This is a genomic window from Terrabacter sp. NPDC080008, assembly GCF_040702505.1.
In the GTDB taxonomy this organism is placed as follows: domain Bacteria; phylum Actinomycetota; class Actinomycetes; order Actinomycetales; family Dermatophilaceae; genus Terrabacter.
Genome location: NZ_JBFBLC010000001.1, coordinates 1,116,906 through 1,132,824, shown reverse-complemented (window position 1 = coordinate 1,132,824; position 15,919 = coordinate 1,116,906). Strand labels below are relative to the sequence as shown.

Genomic DNA, 15,919 nt, shown 5'->3' with positions numbered 1-15,919 from the left:
CCTGTCCCCGCCGGGTGCTTTCGCCGCTCTCTTCATCCTCGCTGGAGGCGCAGCCGACCACCGTCATTCGGGTCAGATGTGAGGAACGAGACCCCAGCGGCGCCCCGGCGCGCGACGCGGCGCGGTGGTGTCAGGCCGCCCCGGTGTCGGGAAGGACCCCAGCTACGCGCCATTCCAGGACGCCTTGGGAGGCGCGGCGGGCGTTCACGCCGTGGGTGGTGAGCAGCCGGACCGCGTCGTGGGCCAGGACGCAGTACTGGCCGCGGCAGTAGGCCACGACCTCCCGTCCGGGTGGCAGCTCGGACAGCCGCTGTTCCAGTTCTTCGAGGGCGATGTGGACGGCCCCGGGTAGGTGGCCGGCCGCGTACTCGGGGGCCGTGCGCACGTCCAGGAGGGTGACGTCGCCGGCGTGGAGGCGGCGGAGCAGCTCGTCGGTGTCGACGGCGGCGGTGTCCTCCGGGCCCAGGTAGGCGCGGCGGGCCGCCTCGGTCTGGGGGCGGTGGCGTTGGGTCACCTGGTGGAGGTAGTCCCACAGGCCGGCCACGTCGTCCCCGCTGAGGGAGTAGTAGATCCGTTTGCCGTCGCGTCGCGTGACGAGCAGGCCGGCCTCTCGCAGGGTCTGCAGGTGGGCTGAGCAGGTGCTGACGCCCACGTCGGCGGCGTGGGCGAGGTCCTCGACGCTGCGTGGCCCTTGCGCGAGCAGGTCCAGCAGCTCCAGGCGTTTCGGGTTGCCCAGCACCTTCCCGACGGCGGCGAACTCAGCGAAGAGCGCGTCCTTGGCCGCTCGGTCACCCATGGGTTCCTCCCGTGGTCGCAGGTGTCGTGGCCCTTCCCGAGGGCTGGTGATGAGTTTCGTACATGCGCACGGCCACCACGACGCCGGATAGGGCGGTCAGCGCCGCGACGACCCAGACGGCGGCCCGGACCCCGAGGGCGTCGGCGACGACCCCGGCCAGGACCGCGCCGGCGGCGAACCCGGCGTCGCGCCACAGCCTGTAGGCGCCGACGGCCCGGGCCCGCCAGGCCGGATGCGCCACGTCGCCGATGGCAGCGAGCAGGGTCGGGTAGACCATGGCGGTGCCGGCACCGAGCAGGGCCGCCGCGAGGGCCCAGAGGGCGAAGGAGTCCACCGCGGCGATAACGGCGAGGGCGACGGCTTGCAGCAGCATCCCGGCGGCGATCATCCACTTTCGGCCGACGCGGTCGGACAGGCCGCCGGTGACGAGCTGCCCCAGACCCCACACCGCGGGGTAGATCGCGGCGAGGATGCCGATGCTCGACACCGACAGGCCGGCGCCGGCGAAGAGGATCGGGAAGACGCCCCAGGCCAGGCCGTCGTTGAGGTTGTTGACCAGGCCCGCCTGGCTTGCCGCGGACAGAGCCGGCTCGCGGAAGCTGGTCTGGGTGAACACCTGCCGGCCCGTGAGGCCGCCGTGCAGGTGGTCGTGGCGGCCGTCGGCACGTGCGACGTGGCCGGCGGCCTCGAGGCGGGCATGGACCCGAGTCTCCTTCACGGCGAGGGTGGAGAGCCCCAGTCCCAGGGCCGCGTAGGCGATGCCGAGCAGGAACGGGGCCGGGCGAAGGCCGTGGGCCTGGGCGATGTAGCCGGTGGCCAGGGCCGTGGCGGCGACGGCGGCATACCCGGCGGCTTCGTTGAAGCCCATCGCCAGCCCGCGCCGGGCAGGGCCGACGAGGTCGATCTTCATGACGACGGTGGTCGACCAGGTCATGCCCTGGCTGATGCCGAGCAGCACGTTGGCGGCGATGACCCAGCCCCAGGTCGGGGCCCAGATCAGCAGCAGCGGCACCGGGAGCGCCACGAGCCAGCCGGCCACGAGCACGGGCTTGCGGCCGAACCGGTCCATCCACGAGCCGGCCACGTAGTTGGTCGCCGCCTTCGCGAGGCCGAAGACGAGGATGAAGGCCAGTCCGGCGGTGTAGCCGGACAGGCCGAAGGTCTCCTTGCCCAGGAGTGGCACGACGGTGCGTTCCTGGCCGAGCATCCCGCCGACCAGGGCGTTGACCGCGACGAGCAGCACGAACTGCGGCAGGTTCTCCCGCAGCCCGAGCACCAGCCCAGACCCGCCGACGGGTCCTGCAGTCCGGTTGCGGCCGCTCGCGCCGGCCGGTGCCGGAAGTGTGATGGGCTCAGCGCCGGGTTCGACGGGTGGCTGCGTCCGCGACCCAGAGTCAGGGGGGAGGTTCACTTCGACTCACGCCCTCGGTTGTCGTGCGCGCTCGGCTGCCCCTGCCGCTCGCGCTGTCCCTGGCTGCCCGTGGCCAGCGAACGGCCTGTCGCGTCCGCCCAGTCCTGAGGGCCGCCGTCGAGCACGCTGACATGGGTGTGTCCGGCGCGTTCGAGGACGCTGGCTGCTCCCATGGCCCGCTCGGAGTGGCCGCACATCACCACGATCGGCCCGTCCGGAAGCTGCTTTGCCGAGGTCGGCAGGAAGCCGAGCTCGATGTTCCGGGCCGTGGGCAAGTGGGCGCCGGCGTACTCGCGGTCCTGCCGCACGTCGATCACCTGGGCGGAGTCCGTGACGGCATCCGGAGTCGTCAGGGGTGTGGCCCGGACCGGGCGGTTGTCCTCGTTCCAGGCGGCGATGCCGCCCTGGAGCTCGCCCAGGACGTTGTCGTACCCGACCTTGCGCGCCTGCCAAAGGATCTCTGCCGGGTCCTGGTCCGCGTTGCGCACGATGACCAGGGGCGTGTCCTCGCTCAGGAGCCAGCCCAGCCACGTGGCGAACACCGGCCGCAACGGGATCGACACCGCGCGGGGGATGTGACCGGCGGCGAAGTCCGGAACCGGCCGCACGTCGACGACCTCGGCGCCGCACCTGACGAGCCGGCCCACCTCGGCCGGGGTTAGCCCCGGCAGTGAGGCACCCAATACGAGAGCAGGACCGCGGCGGTTGATCTCACCCAGGCGCAGGAAGTAGGGCGGGAAGCTGCCCAGCGAGGACAGCAGCTGCTCGACGAAGGCGTCCTCACTGCTCGCGCCCAGCAGCGGGTTCGTGGCCCGCTCGGTCCCGATGGTCGAGGTCCGCTCCGCCCCGGGAGGCGCCGCGCAGAACGACCCCGCGCCGTGGGTCGGCCAGACGGCGACGTCGTCAGGCAGGAGAGCCAGACGCTGCAGCGACCGGTACTGGGCCCGGGCCAGCTCCTCTGTCTGCCCGGGCGAGACCAGGTCGGTGCGGGCGGCCGAGCCCACGATGAGGGACCCGCCCGTGAACACACCCACCGTCCGAGCGCCGTCCAGCAGCTCGAACGCGATGTGCTCATGGGTGTGTCCGGGGGTGGCAAGAGTACGCAAGGTCAACCCGCCGAGATCCACCTCGTCGCCGTCACCCAGCCCCGTGTGCGGGTACTCGCGCCCGCCCTGGGCCGAGGCCAGCACACGAGCCCCGTCGCTGGCGCCGAGCTGGACCGCTCCGGAGAGGAAGTCCGCGTGCAGATGCGTGTCCGCAGCGAAAGCGATCCTGAACCCACGCTGGTCAGTGACCTCACGCACCCGGCGCAGGTCACGGCTGACGTCGAGCGCCAACGCCCGCCCGTCACCGAGGTCGAGCAGGTACGCGGAGTTGCCCAGCCCCTCGTCCACGAGAGGGATCACGGTCATGTCGCCCATCAGCAGGCAGCCCTTCTAGCGAGGAGTCCGAACGCCACCACACTACAACGTTCCATGGAGTTGCAGAATGTTGTCGGCGTCGCCTGCCTCAGCAACGCACTGCCATGTCGCCGGGCGCTCGTGGCCGATGAGCGGATTTCGTCCTCAGGAGTTCGGGTTCACGACCGCCTCCGCTGGCTGCCGGGAGGCCTCGTCGAACGCTTGACCCCGACGCTTCATCGGTCGTAACTTACATTCGTAATGACTTATGAAGACGACGCGTGGACGACGCTGGCGGACCGCAACCGACGCTCGATCCTCACCGAGCTGGCCGGGGGCGAGCGAACCGTGGGAGAACTGACCCAGGCGCTGCCCATCACCCAGCCGGCGGTCTCGCAGCACCTCAAGGTGCTCAAGCACGTCGGCCTGGTCAACGACCGCGCCGAGGGAACGAAACGGATCTACCGGCTCAACGAGGCCGGAGTCGCCGCGCTGCGCGACCAGCTCGACGCGTTCTGGGCGCGGACCATGTCCGGCTTCGAGGACCTGATGAAGGAGGACGAATGACCGAGACCACCGAAGATCCCGTCGTGCGCCACCAAGTCGTGGTGCCAGGGACGCCGCAGCGCGCGTTCGCGGCGTTCACGCAGCGGTTCGATGCCATCAAGCCCCGCGAGCACAACCTGCTCGGTTCCCCGATCGTCTCCACGACCTTCGAGCCTCGCGTCGGCGGCCACATCGTCGACCGGGGCGAGGACGGCTCCGAATGCGCCTGGGCACGGGTGCTGGCCTACGACCCGCCCAACCGAGTGGTGTTCAGCTGGGACATCGGCCCGACGTGGCAGCTGGAGACCGACCCCGACAATGCCAGCGAGGTCGAGGTGCGGTTCCTCGCCGACGGCCCGGACCACACCCGCGTCGAGCTCGAGCATCGACACCTCGACCGACACGGCCCCGGCTGGCCGCAGCTGCGCGCCGGCGTCGACGACGAGCAGGGCTGGCCGCTGTACCTCGACCGGTACGCCAGCATTCTCAAGGAGCAGACGCCATGACGACCGTGACCATGGAGGTAAACCGTCCCGCGCCCGCAGTGTTCGCCTACGCGACCGACCCGACGACGTTCCATGAGTGGCAGCAAGGCGTGACCAGCGGGACGCTCGAGAGCCACGGAACGCCCCAGCTCGGCGACCGGTGCCTGACCGTGCGCCACATCGGCGGCGCGAGACGACCCTCGACCTCGGAGCTCGTCCGATTCGACCCGCCCCGCGCCTGGTCCGTGCGCGGCATCGACGGACCCATCCGCACCCGCGTCGACGTCACCGTCGAGCCGCTCTCCGATTCCCGGTCACGGCTGGCCATCGCCGTCGACTTCGACGGGCACGGCCTCGGACGGCTCCTCGTGCCCCTCGTGGTGCGGCGTCAGGCCCGCGGCGAGATGCCCGAGAACCTCGCCCGCCTCAAGCAACGGGTCGAGGCTCGCCTCTGACCTGATGCTCAGCGACAAGCCCCAGTACCGCCGCTCGGAAACCGCCGATGACCGATCGCCTGGAAGCAGGCTCCCACCGAGAGCCATGATGCCGGTATGGATGTCGAACTGCTCGTGATACCGGGATGCCCTGGGAGTGAGGCGGCGTCAGCGCTGCTCCGACGTGGTCTCGATGACATCGGCTTGGACGGCACACCGTTCACCGTCAGAATCATCGACAGCGATGAAGCCGCTCGAGCCTGTCGGTTCGCCGGTTCGCCTTCGTTCGTCGTTGACGGGGAGGATCTGTTCGACAACGGCACCGGCGGTGGCGCGCTGGCCTGTCGGGTCTATCGAACGCCAGCCGGACCCCGGAACGTGCCTGATCTCGGGGCCCTTCGCAGGGCACTCAAGGAGCGGGCCGCCAGAGCTGCGGGGCGATGACCATGGACACCCCGCTCGCCCAAGAGCAACCGCCCACTGACCCGCTGCCGGGTGAGTGCTGGTGCTGCGGGTCAATCACCGACCCGGACCGCATCGTGCACCTCAGTAACCATCCCGAGGTGGGCGTGTGCCGCCCGTGCGCTCGCTGGGCGGCCAAGCAAGCGTGGGAGATTGAGGATCGCGCCCGGACTGGTCCACTTGTCCTTGGGCGAGAGGGTCTGCGAACCGTGCGACGGTTCGTGATCGCCCGGGGTTGGCATCGGAGCCGGGTGGTGGGCGGTCCGCTCCGGTGGATCGGCAAGCGGATGCCGTGAGCGCCGCGGCGTCCGATCCTGTCGTGGTCGGGACGGTTCTGGGCAAGGAGCCTCCATGGGAACCAGAACCAAAAGCACGTCAAGGCAGGCGGTTCGTCGAAGATGAATGCTGCTGGTGAACGACGAGGCGTCGATTCCGGGTTTCCGTCATGAGCGACAGCCGAGCGCCCAGCCCGCGCAAGATCCCCCGGCGCGTCTGAATCACGTCTGCCGCTGCTTGGGTGGAGGGCCAGCGCACGGGCGTGAACGGAAACGTTCCCGTCGGTTCTCCGGCGATGTCGGAGAATGCTGGTCACATGCCGGGGATCTCGAGGAACTTCTGGGTCGAGATGGTGCCGCCGGCCTTCGTGTGCGGGTGGCCGTCGAGCAGTTGCTCGAGCTGTTCGGGCGACTCGGCGTCGATGACGGAGTAGCCGCTCACCTGGGTGTCCTCGGAACCGGTGTTCTCAAGCGGAGAACCCATGTCGACAAGGTGCCCACCGACACGCTGACCCCAGGTCGTCCATTCCTGCATCCCGGCACCCGCCTGCTCGGGCGGGATCTGGGCCATCTGCTCACGCATTGCCGCCGTGGTGTTGTAGAAGACCATGTACTTGGCCATGGGGCCCTCCTGCTCGTAGTTACCTGACCGGCCGGTCAGGTGGTGTCTCCCGAGATCCTGCCCCGCGCCCCGGGGTGAGCCCGGGGGCGGTTCTACTCGGACTCAAGAAGCCTCTTCGCGGTGTCGAGTGAGGCCATCTCACCGTCCATGGACTTTTGGACCGGCCCGGACATCAACAGCTTCTTGAAGCCACCAAGATCGGCCGAGAGCGAGAACGTCACCGACGTGGAGCCCGGTCCCATGCTGGTGAACACGAACTCACCTCGCGGACGGGCGGGTCCGGCCACGACGGCGAACGCATAATGCGACGAGGGTGCGTAGTCGGTCACCTCGATGTCGGCGTCGATACCGCGACCGCCCGGTCCGGCGATGACCTGCCGGATCCGCGCGCCGGGTCGCATCTCCGGCGGGTCCAGAATCTGCTTGACGTGAGGCCGCCACCGCACGTCGTTGGACGGTGTGCAGAAGAAGGAGAAGACCGCCTCTAAGGGCCGCTCGATGACGATCGTTCGCTGCGCTGCGGGCATGCCACTCCTTCGACGGACGGTCACTGCTGCGCGATTCTCCCGCCGCAGCGAGACGATCCACAAGATGTTGCATCACCAGCTCGTCCCACGAGCCCGGCACTGAGCTGCTTCATCAGCGGCTCCCTCAGCCGCTCGGACATACGCTTGTGCGGTGACTGTAGACGTGGAGACCTCCATCGAGATCGACGTTCCTCGCGAGCAGGTTGCGGCTTTCGCATCCGATCCCGAGAACGCTCCGCGCTGGTACGTGAACATCAGTGCGGTTGTCCTGGAGACTCCCCCTCCGCTCGCGGCCGGGTCCCGCATGGCGTTCGTTGCGCACTTCTTGGGACGGCGCATCGCATACACCTACGAGGTCCGCGAACTGGTGGCCGGCAAGCGGTTCGAGATGAGCACCGCCGACGGGCCCTTCCCGATGCAGACCACCTACACCTGGTCCGACACCGCCGATGGCGGCACCAGGATGACGCTGCGCAACCAAGGAGAACCATCAGGCTTCGGCCATGTCACCGCGCCGGTGATGGTCCGAGCCATGCGCCGGGCCAACCGCAAAGACCTCCAAACGCTCAAGCGCCTGCTCGAGGACGCAGCGACCTAGTACAGAAGCTGTAAACCCGACATGGCCACCGTCGCCTGATCGCTCCCGCTCGGTCCCAGGCGAGCCGTTCAAGCCAGTCCGTCGCATATTCGATCTCGGCGAGATTCCAGTAGGCGGTCGCGAAGCCCCATACGAGGACGAACAGTCCGACGACTATGACGCCGGCGGTGCCACTGACCGTCGACCACCCGCCGCCGCGGCACACATCGGGCACGGGCTCTGTGACACGCCGTTAGCCGCAGCAATGCGGCGTTGGCCGACGTCCGGTCATACCGCGATTCGCAGATGTCGCGGGGCTCACTCGCAGGTGGGATTTGGCGAACGTAAACGATCAAGGATCTGCAGCTTAGTGTTCACGAGGCTTCGACCAGCTCTTCTGGCAGCGGCTTGTCGATCGGGAAGTGGAGCGAGCTCTTTGTGCACTCGTACTACCTGAGGCGTTCGCCGAACATCCAGAGAACTTTGCCACTGTGCGGCAGGTAGGCGAGATGGCTTTTGAATGGGGCGAACCCTGCGACCACCTTTTCGTCGACGCGAAAGGCCGGCATGCCGTAAGAGATGCCTTCATCGGCGCTCGGGGCGAAGGCCAGGATCGACCGGGGTAGCGCTTCGACCGTGGTCCGTTTCGGCTGCTCGAGTCCTGCCAGGTAGGCATCGACCTCGTCGACTGTCATGGCAGACAGCCTCCTCCAGTCTTCCGGACATGCCCGTTGCCAGTGCGCGCTGATCGGGGACAGCGGGTCGACATTCGGTTCGGTGAAGACTTTCTGTACTGGCTCAAGCTGCGCCTAAGGCGCAGAAAAGCGCGGGGACCCGCGTCGGGGACCCCGCGCTGCGGGCGGCGCTGGCGCGCCGTCCTCGCGCACCCCACCGCCCCCACGCTTTCAACCACGCCCAGGGGGCGCCCGCCCCGCCGCCGGCAGCTGGACCGACGACCACGACCTGCGGCTCGCCATCAGGCGCCACGACGAGAGCAGCCCCAGCCGTCGACTGCCCGGCACAGACCCACAGAGGACCACTGCCCACCACAGGCGCGGGGCCGGCCCCACCACCCGCGTTTCGGGCCTCCGCGTGCGCCTTCTGCGCGTGGCCTCCCAGCCGAGCCGCCGTGGCATCACTGCGCAGACCACGACGGCGCATGCGGCCGCCATGACATCCACCAGGCTGGGGCGCACCAGGGGCACACCCGATCGGCAAAGGTGGTCGAACGCCCACAACCGATGCCCGTCAACGCGTGCTCCAAAGGGCCTCCGGGAAAGCGCGACAACCCGGTCTCGACCGACTTTTAATCCGCTGGTCGTCGGTTCGAGCCCGACGGGGCCCACCACAGGCTGACACAGGTCAGCCGGCAGCCGGTGCTTGGTACGGCACTGAAGACCGCGACGAGGCCCCATTGTGCGGTTCGACCCTGGTCTGCCTCAGTGGGGCGGTTGCGGGCAGTAGGCGTCGGCCGCGAGGCTGACCAGCCGGTAGGCAGCGGGTTGATCTCCTATCCGGGCGGCCAGGTCACCTACGGCGTCGTCGCGCGAGCCTGATCGGATGGTCGCGCAGATCGACTGGGCCGTGGCGATCATGGCGGCCCTGTCGGGGTGCTTCAGGTCTATCCGTGCTTCGGCGAGGTAGCGCGCCTGAGCAGTGGCGCCACTCGGCGGTTGAGCCGATGTCGAGCTGGTGGATGGTGACGGCGCCGGGCTGGTCGTGGTCGCGGCAGGGCCAGAGCATGCGACCAGGCAGAAGAGCCCGACCAGGCCACCGGCGCGGAGAAACGCTCGCAGGCCAGCCATGCAATCGAGTATGCGCTTCCACGAAGCGACCGGCCCAGTGCTTGTCGGCGCCGCGTCGAGCTTGCCCCCTATGCCCGGATCTTCGGGGGTAGAGAGTCCGCTGGCGGCGGCATACCGGACCCGATAGTTGCCGATCGCCGGAACAGCGAACTGCCTGCTCCTACATTGGTTTTGTCGGTCCGCCCTTGCGGGCCAGGGGGTTTCACCGTGCGGGGGGGGTACCGTGCGCAATGCTGCTCATCTTCGTTGTTACTTCGCAGCCCTTGGGGCGTTCCTGCTGGTCGGTGCCGGCCTGCTCGTCCTGGCCCCGAGCGGGCGGGCGGACGAGACCACCGTCTCGGTCGACACCTTGCGCACCGGCTGGGACCGGAGCGAGTCTGCGCTTTCCCCGGCGACTGCGTCGTCACCGTACTTCGGGAGGCTGTTCTCGACCCGACTGAACGGGCAGATCTACGCCCAGCCCATCGTCGCCGGGGGTGTGCTGCTCGTGGCTACCGAGAACGACTGGGTCTATGGTCTGGACCCGGTCACCGGGGTCATCCGCTGGCAGCGCAACGTCGGGCCGGCGTGGCCGGCATCCGCGATCGGCTGCACCGACCTGGTTCCCACCATCGGGGTCACCTCCACCCCCGTCGTCGACCCCGTCACCAGCACCGCCTACTTCACCGCCAAGGTCAACGACGGTGCGACCGCGGACTCGCCGCACTGGTACCTGCATGCCATCGACATCACCACCGGGAGCGAACGCGGCGGCTTCCCCCACGTGATCGCCGGGACGCCGACCAACTCCCCCGGCAACCCCTTCAACCCCAAGACGGCCATGCAGCGTCCCGGGCTGCTGCTGCTGGGCGGGGTCGTCTACGCAGCCTTCGCCAGCCACTGCGACTACGGGCCGTACAACGGCTACCTCGTCGGCGTGGACGCCGCGACCGGAGCCCAGACCACCATGTGGTCCACCGAGGCGGGATACGCCAATGGCAAGGGTGGAGTCTGGCAGTCCGGCGGAGGGCTGGTTTCCGACGGCCCGGGCCGCATCATCCTGGCCACCGGCAACGGCGTCTCACCAACCGCCGGTCCCGGCTCCAAGCCGCCCGGTCAGTTGGGCGACTCCGTGGTCCGTCTGCAGGTGAACGCAGATGGCAGCCTGACCGCCACGGACTTCTTCAGCCCCGCGAACAACGCCCACCTCGACCAGTACGACACCGACCTGGGATCGGGCGGACCGATGGGCCTGCCCGACGGGTTCGGCACCACCGCACACCCGCACCTGCTGGTGGAGGTCGGCAAGGACGGACGGGTCTTCCTGCTCGACCGCGACCGCTTGGGTGGCATGGCACAGGGAGCGGGCGGGACCGACGCCGTACTGCAGACCGTGGGTCCCTACCGGGGCGTGTGGGGTCATCCTGCCTTCTGGGGCGGAAACGGCGGATACGCGTACACCGTCACCAACGGCGGCCCGCTGCGCGCGTTCAAGGTAGGTGTCACCACGTCGGGCGGCCCGAACCTCACCGCGGCGGGGACCACCACCGACTCGTGGGGATACACCTCCGGCTCCCCGGTCGTCACCTCCAACGGGACGACCTCTGGCAGCGCCCTGGTCTGGGCGCAGTACTCCACCGGGTCGACGGGTGCCGGCGGGCAGCTGCGCGCGTACGACGCGGTGCCGGTGAACGGCGCGCTTGGCCTGCGCTTCTTCTACCCGATCGGCACGGCGGCCAAGTTCGCCGTCCCGGCCACCAGCGGTGGCCGCGTGTATGTCGGCAACCGCGACGGCGTCGTCTCCGCATTCGGCCTCACCACACATCTTGCGACCGGCCCCATCGTCGGCGTGGGCGGCAAGTGCGTCGATGTGAGAGGCGGCAACTCAGGGAACGGAACCCCGGTCCAGATCTACACCTGCAACCGCACCGGCGCGCAACAGTGGACCGTCAGCGCCGGCCATACGCTCCGAGCACTGGCCAAGTGCCTGGACGTCTCGGGGGCGGGAACGACCAACGGCACCAAAGTGCAGCTGTGGGGCTGCAATGGCACCGGCGCGCAGACCTGGGTGCCCCAGCCCAACGGAGCCCTCTACAACCCGCACTCAGGCAGATGCCTCGACGACCCCGGCGCCAGCCTGACCAACGGCACCCAGCTACAGATCTACACCTGCAACGGAACCGCAGCCCAGAAGTGGAGCCTGCCCCTCAACTAGCCGATCCATCCGAGAGACCTGTCCCGCCGGTCCGCCTACGAGAGGTCGCCGTCGCGCGTACCTGGCAGCCGCAGGACCGCCTCGCCGGGGACGGCACCGCGGGTGAGCCGCGCGCCCAGTGTGATCGCGAGCGCTGAGGCGCGAGACCACGCCGGGTCGCCCTGCGCCACAAAGCCACTCACGCTCTCGGTGAGCTGTGCGACCGTCCGGACCTCCAGGTGTGGACCGCGGTGCTCGACGTGCACGGCCACGGCCACCGCACCACGTCGGGCGTTCGCGACCATGAGCCCGACCAGCTCGGCGAGGACCCCCCGATCAGCCCTCACCAGAACAAGCCCCGGCGTCTCGCACGTGACCGGCGGACCCCCCGCGGTCGTCGCGCGCCGCACCTCGTCGGTGACGAGCCGCGCCAGGTCCACCTCGCTCTCGTCGTCGCGAGACCGACGAGCCGAGAAGTCGAGCACGTCACCGATCGCCGTGCCGAGGCGGTCGAGGTCCCCGACGGAGCGACGCAGCTCGGCGGCCACCGTCGCCGGCGTCTCGGGCCACAGGGCGAGGTCCTCCAGGTCGAGGCGCAGGGCCGTCAGCGGGGTGCGCAGCTCGTGGGAGGCATGCACCGCGAGCTCGCGGTCGCGCTCCCGCGCCCTGGAGATCCGGCTACCGCTGGTGACGAGCGCGTCCCGGATGGCCTGCGCCTCGGGGACGGCGTAGCGGGGCAGGCGTGGTTCCAGCTGCCCCGAGCCCAGGCCCTCCGCGGCGGTCGCGAGCTCCTGGAAGGGCCGGGCCAGCCGCCTGGCCAGCACGAAGCCGACGACACCCGAGGCCAGCACCAGGCCGAGCCCCAGGAGAACCACCGACAGGAGCGCCTGCGCCACCTGGTCGCCGACGGCGGCGGCACTGCGACGGACGGAGAGCGTCCCGCCGCCGGTGAGCCGCCGGGTCGCCACCAGGTCGTCGGCGCGGGCCGCCTGTCCGAAGTCGGTGGAGACCACACTGCGCCCGTCGACCTCGACCGACACCTGCTCACCGGCAGCGGTCAGCCGGTTCAGCCCGTCGACCGTCACCGGCCGGCCACCGGCCACCTGCTGCTCCACGACGACTTCCGCCAGGTCGGCCACCCGGTCGACCTTCGACTGCTCCTGCCCGCGGACCATGTCCGCGACCATGTACGCGCGTGGGACGCCGAAGAGGGCCACCACCACGACCGTGAGCCCGACGAACGCCGCGACGAGGCGTTCCCGCACGGGCTAGCCGGCTTCCAGCCGGAAGCCCACGCCGCGCACCGTCACGATGCGAGCCGGGGCGTGGCTGTCGTCGAGCTTCTGCCGCAGTCGTCCCACCGTCACGTCGAGTGTCTTGGTCGAGCCGAACCAGTTCTCGTCCCACACCTCGTCCATCAGTCGCTCCCGGGAGAGCACCTGCCCGCGCTCGGAGTCCAGCAGCGCGAGGAGGTCGAACTCCTTTGAGGTCAGGGCGACCTCGTCGGCGCCCACCCAGACGCGCCGCGCCCCGGGGTCCACGCGCAGCCCCGGGCCCGTCGCACTCGCGGCCGGCGCGTCGCTGCCACTGCCGCCATTGCCACTGCTGCCACTGCCGCCGCCCGAGCTGCCCCCGCGAGTCGTCCGCCGCAGCAGCGCCCTTGCGCGCGCGAGGAACTCGGCGAGGCCGAAGGGCTTGCCGAGGTAGTCGTCGGCGCCGACGTCGAGCCCCACGACGCGGTCGAGCTCACCGCCCCGGGCCGTGAGGATGAGGATGCCGTTGTCGTAGCCGTCGGTGCGCAGCTGCCGGCAGACGTCGAGGCCGTCGATGTCGGGGAGGCCGAGGTCGAGCACGACGAGGTCGACGTCTCCCCGGGCCACCCGCTCGAGTCCGTCGGTGCCCGTCGCGACCCGCTCGACGGCATACCCCTCGCGGTCGAGGGTGCGCAGCAGGGGCAGCGCGATGCCGTCGTCGTCCTCCACCACGAGGATCTGGTGCGTCACCTCAGAGAGCATAGGGCGGCTCCGGCTCCACGGCGCGGCCACGCTGACGGGTGTCGGCGGCCACGAGGATCGGGATCGCCACGGCGAGAGCGACGACGAGGACCGCGGTCGCGCGCCAGTGGGCCCCCTCGCCTCCGGGGGCGCCGACCGTCGAGGCCAGCGTCTGCCCCGCCGCAGTGAGGACGGCCAGCACGACGACGACCAGCCGCGACTCGAAGCAGTTGTCCCGCCACAGCTTCACGCCCGCGGCCGTGCCCGCGAGGACGACCGCCCCGACGAGCACCACCACCCACGGCGCGGGCTCGCCGCCCGAACGGAGCCCGCCGACCGTGAGCGCGAGCCCGACCGAGAGCACCCCCGCGAGCCGCGAGCACGGGGTATGCCGTGTCCCTCGGACCCGCGGCAGGGTGCGTCGCGACATCAGAAGTCCCGGTCGAGGGTGCCGAGCTCGGAGGTCGGTGCAGTGGAGCACGGGACCTTGTTGAGGTCGGTGACCCCGGCCGACGGCGCCCAGACCATCGCCGCCGCGGTCGTCACCGTGCGCAGCGAGCTCGAGCTCGTGGTGCTCCCCAGCGTGATGGTGACCACGGTGGCACTCACTCCGCCGACCGTCGTCGTCGAGGCCACCATCGTGGCGGCGAACTGCGCCGTCTTGCCTGACTTGATGTAGTCCTGCTTGAGGTTGACCGAGCCCAGGTTCACGGCGGCGCCGTTGCGCAGCACGTCGACGGTGTCGGACGAGCCGCTGAGGCCGAGCACCGCGCCGTCGCGCAGCCGGAGCGTGACGGGGAGGCTCGACCCGGTCCAGCCCGGCGTGATGGTCGTGAGGTCGACCTGCTGCGAGTAGGTGAGGCGCAGGACGTCGCCCGAGTCGAGCTTGCCTGCTGTGGCGCCGCCCGACACGGTCTGCACGTCGTAGCCACGCACCGGGCTGTTGTCGATGCGGCGCGCGCTCACGGTGGCGGAGGTCGTGGTGCTGCCCTTGCCGTCGACGAGGACCGCCCGCAGGTCGTAGAGTCCGTCGGCCACCTTGGTGGTGTCCCAGCTGCACGCATACGGCGCGGTCGTGTCGGTGCAGACGGGCGCCCACGACGTGGTGCCGGTGGGCGCGTAGTCGATGCGCACCGACGTGATGCCGGCCGTCGAGCTCGCGGTCGCGTTCAGCGTCGCCGAGCCGCTGAGGTAGGCGCCCGGGTCCTCCATGGAGACCGACGAGACGGTGTTGTCGACAGCCCGCCCGCCCACGACCGCAGACGTGGTGGTGTTGCCGGCGGCATCGGTCGCCACGGCGCGGAAGACGTACGTGCCGTCGGCCAGCTTCGTCGTGTCGTAGCGGCAGCCGAACGGGTCGACGGTCAGCGTGCAGGCGGTCGTCCACGTGGAGGTGCCGGACAGCTGGAGCTGGATGAGGACCTGCGACACCCCTGACTCGGCGTCGCTCGCGGTCGCCCCGAGGGACACGGTCCCGCGGAGGGGGCTGCCCGGGTCCTGGACGGTGACCGTCGGGGCGACGTTGTCGACCACGGTGCCGACCACGGTGGCGGACGTGGAGCTGGCGGTGCCGGCGGACGCCACGGCCCTCAGGTCGTAGGACTCGCCCTGCGTGAACGCCGCGCCCGCGGTGCTCCAGCTGCACGCATACGGGGCGGTCGTCGCCGTGCAGAGCGTCTTCCACGTCGTCGTGCCGCTCACGGCGTACTGGATCGCGACCGAGTAGGCGACGGTGCCGGTGTTGTAGAGCGTGGCCGTCAGCGGCACCGTCCCGCGCACGATGTCGCCGGGGTTGCCCAGCACGACGAGGAGGTTGTTGGCCACGGTGACCTGCACCGTGGAGGAGGTCGTCGAGTAGCCGGCGTTGTCGGTGGCCGCGGCGCGCAGGCCGTACGAGCCGTCCGCGCCGCCCGTCGTGTTCCAGCTGCACGCGTAGGGCGCTGCGGTCGCGGTGCACAGCGTGACCCAGCCCGAGCCGTTGGGCGCCAGGTACTGCAGCGCGACCGAGGCGACGCCGCTGTCGGCGTCGGCGGCGTTCGCGGACACGGTCACCGTGCCCTTGACCGGTGAGCCGGGGTCGACCATCGAGACGGTCGGCGGTGTCCAGTCGGACGCGGCCTTCACGGTGCTCACGGCGTTGGAGCTCGTGCTGCTGAACGTCGCGCCGCTGAAGGCGACCGCCGGCGAGAGGACACTCGTGACCACGCACAGCACGCCGAGCGCGACGGCGACCGCGAGGGCCAGCTGTGCGACGGGGCGGCGGGTCATGGTCTCTCCTCCGACTGGTGTGGACGGGTCCAACGCTAGGGATCGGCACCCCACGGGAAGGCAACAGCGAGGGCCGCGCGCTCCACGCTTCGGTAACAGGTGCGCCAGCCTCTCGGGCCCAGGACGCGGGCGGGCCCCCAGCAC

At 70.2% G+C, this 15,919-nt stretch carries 17 protein-coding genes and 1 tRNA gene; 7 read left to right on the top strand and 11 right to left on the bottom strand.

Annotated elements, in window-relative coordinates:
- Window positions 1–130: 130 nt before the first annotated feature.
- The 3 genes from AB0316_RS05305 to AB0316_RS05295 all read right to left on the bottom strand — a co-directional run bounded on the left by AB0316_RS05305 (window position 131) and on the right by AB0316_RS05295 (window position 3,619).
- Window positions 131–796, bottom strand: coding sequence for a metalloregulator ArsR/SmtB family transcription factor (locus tag AB0316_RS05305; RefSeq protein WP_366271085.1), 666 nt, complete (start codon window positions 794–796; stop codon window positions 131–133).
- Window positions 789–2,075, bottom strand: coding sequence for an MFS transporter (locus AB0316_RS05300; RefSeq protein ID WP_366271302.1), 1,287 nt, complete (start codon window positions 2,073–2,075; stop codon window positions 789–791). The genes AB0316_RS05305 and AB0316_RS05300 overlap by 8 nt, the downstream gene beginning before the upstream one ends.
- A gap of 128 nt (window positions 2,076–2,203) precedes the next feature.
- Window positions 2,204–3,619, bottom strand: coding sequence for an MBL fold metallo-hydrolase (locus AB0316_RS05295; RefSeq protein WP_366271083.1), 1,416 nt, complete (start codon window positions 3,617–3,619; stop codon window positions 2,204–2,206).
- Between the two features lie 249 nt (window positions 3,620–3,868).
- Here AB0316_RS05295 and AB0316_RS05290 point away from each other — a divergent pair, with 249 nt between their 5' ends.
- From AB0316_RS05290 to AB0316_RS05275, 4 genes are all read left to right on the top strand, one after another.
- A complete protein-coding gene (locus AB0316_RS05290; protein WP_366271081.1) occupies window positions 3,869–4,174 on the top strand; it encodes a metalloregulator ArsR/SmtB family transcription factor in 306 nt (101 codons plus the stop codon).
- Window positions 4,171–4,659, top strand: a complete 489-nt coding sequence (locus AB0316_RS05285; protein WP_366271079.1) for an SRPBCC family protein — start codon at window positions 4,171–4,173, stop codon at window positions 4,657–4,659. Before AB0316_RS05290 ends, AB0316_RS05285 begins: the two co-directional genes overlap by 4 nt.
- Entirely contained in the window at window positions 4,656–5,093 is a 438-nt protein-coding gene (locus tag AB0316_RS05280) for an SRPBCC family protein (RefSeq protein ID WP_366271077.1), read from the top strand. The genes AB0316_RS05285 and AB0316_RS05280 overlap by 4 nt, the downstream gene beginning before the upstream one ends.
- A 96-nt stretch (window positions 5,094–5,189) precedes the next feature.
- Entirely contained in the window at window positions 5,190–5,516 is a 327-nt protein-coding gene (locus AB0316_RS05275) for a hypothetical protein (protein WP_366271075.1), read from the top strand.
- A 606-nt stretch (window positions 5,517–6,122) separates the two neighbouring features.
- Here AB0316_RS05275 and AB0316_RS05270 read toward each other — a convergent pair.
- Both AB0316_RS05270 and AB0316_RS05265 read right to left on the bottom strand, forming a co-directional pair.
- A complete protein-coding gene (locus AB0316_RS05270) occupies window positions 6,123–6,431 on the bottom strand; it encodes a hypothetical protein (protein WP_366271073.1) in 309 nt (102 codons plus the stop codon).
- A gap of 92 nt (window positions 6,432–6,523) precedes the next feature.
- Entirely contained in the window at window positions 6,524–6,958 is a 435-nt protein-coding gene (locus tag AB0316_RS05265; RefSeq protein ID WP_366271071.1) for an SRPBCC family protein, read from the bottom strand.
- 151 nt (window positions 6,959–7,109) lie between these two features.
- On the opposite strand from AB0316_RS05265, the gene AB0316_RS05260 reads away from it, so the two are divergent.
- The gene (locus AB0316_RS05260) at window positions 7,110–7,556 is read left to right on the top strand and encodes an SRPBCC family protein (RefSeq protein ID WP_366271069.1); all 447 of its coding nucleotides are present in this window, start codon (window positions 7,110–7,112) and stop codon (window positions 7,554–7,556) included.
- A 428-nt stretch (window positions 7,557–7,984) separates the two neighbouring features.
- Here the strand turns inward: AB0316_RS05260 and AB0316_RS05255 are convergent, their stop codons facing one another.
- Window positions 7,985–8,230: a DUF1801 domain-containing protein gene (locus AB0316_RS05255; RefSeq protein ID WP_366271067.1), complete on the bottom strand. Its 246-nt coding sequence runs from the start codon at window positions 8,228–8,230 to the stop codon at window positions 7,985–7,987.
- 570 nt (window positions 8,231–8,800) lie between these two features.
- Here AB0316_RS05255 and AB0316_RS05250 point away from each other — a divergent pair.
- A tRNA-OTHER gene (locus AB0316_RS05250) sits at window positions 8,801–8,883 on the top strand.
- Between the two features lie 91 nt (window positions 8,884–8,974).
- Here AB0316_RS05250 and AB0316_RS05245 read toward each other — a convergent pair.
- Window positions 8,975–9,340: a DUF732 domain-containing protein gene (locus AB0316_RS05245; RefSeq protein ID WP_366271065.1), complete on the bottom strand. Its 366-nt coding sequence runs from the start codon at window positions 9,338–9,340 to the stop codon at window positions 8,975–8,977.
- 127 nt (window positions 9,341–9,467) lie between these two features.
- Between AB0316_RS05245 and AB0316_RS05240 the strand changes: the two genes are divergently transcribed.
- Window positions 9,468–11,534: a ricin-type beta-trefoil lectin domain protein gene (locus AB0316_RS05240; RefSeq protein ID WP_366271063.1), complete on the top strand. Its 2,067-nt coding sequence runs from the start codon at window positions 9,468–9,470 to the stop codon at window positions 11,532–11,534.
- Window positions 11,535–11,569: 35 nt separating this feature from the next.
- On the opposite strand, the gene AB0316_RS05235 is transcribed toward AB0316_RS05240, so the two are convergent.
- From AB0316_RS05235 to AB0316_RS05220, 4 genes are read right to left on the bottom strand one after another with little or no spacing between them, the layout of a single operon-like run.
- Window positions 11,570–12,778, bottom strand: a complete 1,209-nt coding sequence (locus tag AB0316_RS05235; RefSeq protein WP_366271061.1) for a HAMP domain-containing sensor histidine kinase — start codon at window positions 12,776–12,778, stop codon at window positions 11,570–11,572.
- Window positions 12,779–12,781: 3 nt separating this feature from the next.
- A complete protein-coding gene (locus tag AB0316_RS05230; protein WP_366271059.1) occupies window positions 12,782–13,528 on the bottom strand; it encodes a response regulator transcription factor in 747 nt (248 codons plus the stop codon).
- Entirely contained in the window at window positions 13,518–13,937 is a 420-nt protein-coding gene (locus AB0316_RS05225; protein WP_366271057.1) for a hypothetical protein, read from the bottom strand. The genes AB0316_RS05230 and AB0316_RS05225 overlap by 11 nt, the downstream gene beginning before the upstream one ends.
- Window positions 13,937–15,775 carry an Ig-like domain-containing protein gene (locus AB0316_RS05220; protein ID WP_366271055.1) on the bottom strand — a complete coding sequence of 613 codons (1,839 nt, stop codon included), beginning with the start codon at window positions 15,773–15,775 and terminating at the stop codon, window positions 13,937–13,939. The genes AB0316_RS05225 and AB0316_RS05220 overlap by 1 nt, the downstream gene beginning before the upstream one ends.
- Window positions 15,776–15,919: the final 144 nt, after the last annotated feature.

Excerpts from the sequence above, each read along its gene's own strand:
- AB0316_RS05270 (WP_366271073.1), bottom strand. The coding sequence starts at position 6,431 with ATGGCCAAGTACATGGTCTTCTACAACACCACGGCGGCAATGCGTGAG.
- AB0316_RS05275 (WP_366271075.1), top strand. The coding sequence starts at position 5,190 with ATGGATGTCGAACTGCTCGTGATACCGGGATGCCCTGGGAGTGAGGCG.
- AB0316_RS05285 (WP_366271079.1), top strand. The coding sequence starts at position 4,171 with ATGACCGAGACCACCGAAGATCCCGTCGTGCGCCACCAAGTCGTGGTG.
- AB0316_RS05220 (WP_366271055.1), bottom strand. The coding sequence starts at position 15,775 with ATGACCCGCCGCCCCGTCGCACAGCTGGCCCTCGCGGTCGCCGTCGCG.
- AB0316_RS05290 (WP_366271081.1), top strand. The coding sequence starts at position 3,869 with ATGACTTATGAAGACGACGCGTGGACGACGCTGGCGGACCGCAACCGA.
- AB0316_RS05255 (WP_366271067.1), bottom strand. The coding sequence starts at position 8,230 with ATGACAGTCGACGAGGTCGATGCCTACCTGGCAGGACTCGAGCAGCCG.
- AB0316_RS05305 (WP_366271085.1), bottom strand. The coding sequence starts at position 796 with ATGGGTGACCGAGCGGCCAAGGACGCGCTCTTCGCTGAGTTCGCCGCC.
- AB0316_RS05245 (WP_366271065.1), bottom strand. The coding sequence starts at position 9,340 with ATGGCTGGCCTGCGAGCGTTTCTCCGCGCCGGTGGCCTGGTCGGGCTC.
- AB0316_RS05225 (WP_366271057.1), bottom strand. The coding sequence starts at position 13,937 with ATGTCGCGACGCACCCTGCCGCGGGTCCGAGGGACACGGCATACCCCG.
- AB0316_RS05230 (WP_366271059.1), bottom strand. The coding sequence starts at position 13,528 with ATGCTCTCTGAGGTGACGCACCAGATCCTCGTGGTGGAGGACGACGAC.
- AB0316_RS05280 (WP_366271077.1), top strand. The coding sequence starts at position 4,656 with ATGACGACCGTGACCATGGAGGTAAACCGTCCCGCGCCCGCAGTGTTC.
- AB0316_RS05265 (WP_366271071.1), bottom strand. The coding sequence starts at position 6,958 with ATGCCCGCAGCGCAGCGAACGATCGTCATCGAGCGGCCCTTAGAGGCG.
- AB0316_RS05295 (WP_366271083.1), bottom strand. The coding sequence starts at position 3,619 with ATGACCGTGATCCCTCTCGTGGACGAGGGGCTGGGCAACTCCGCGTAC.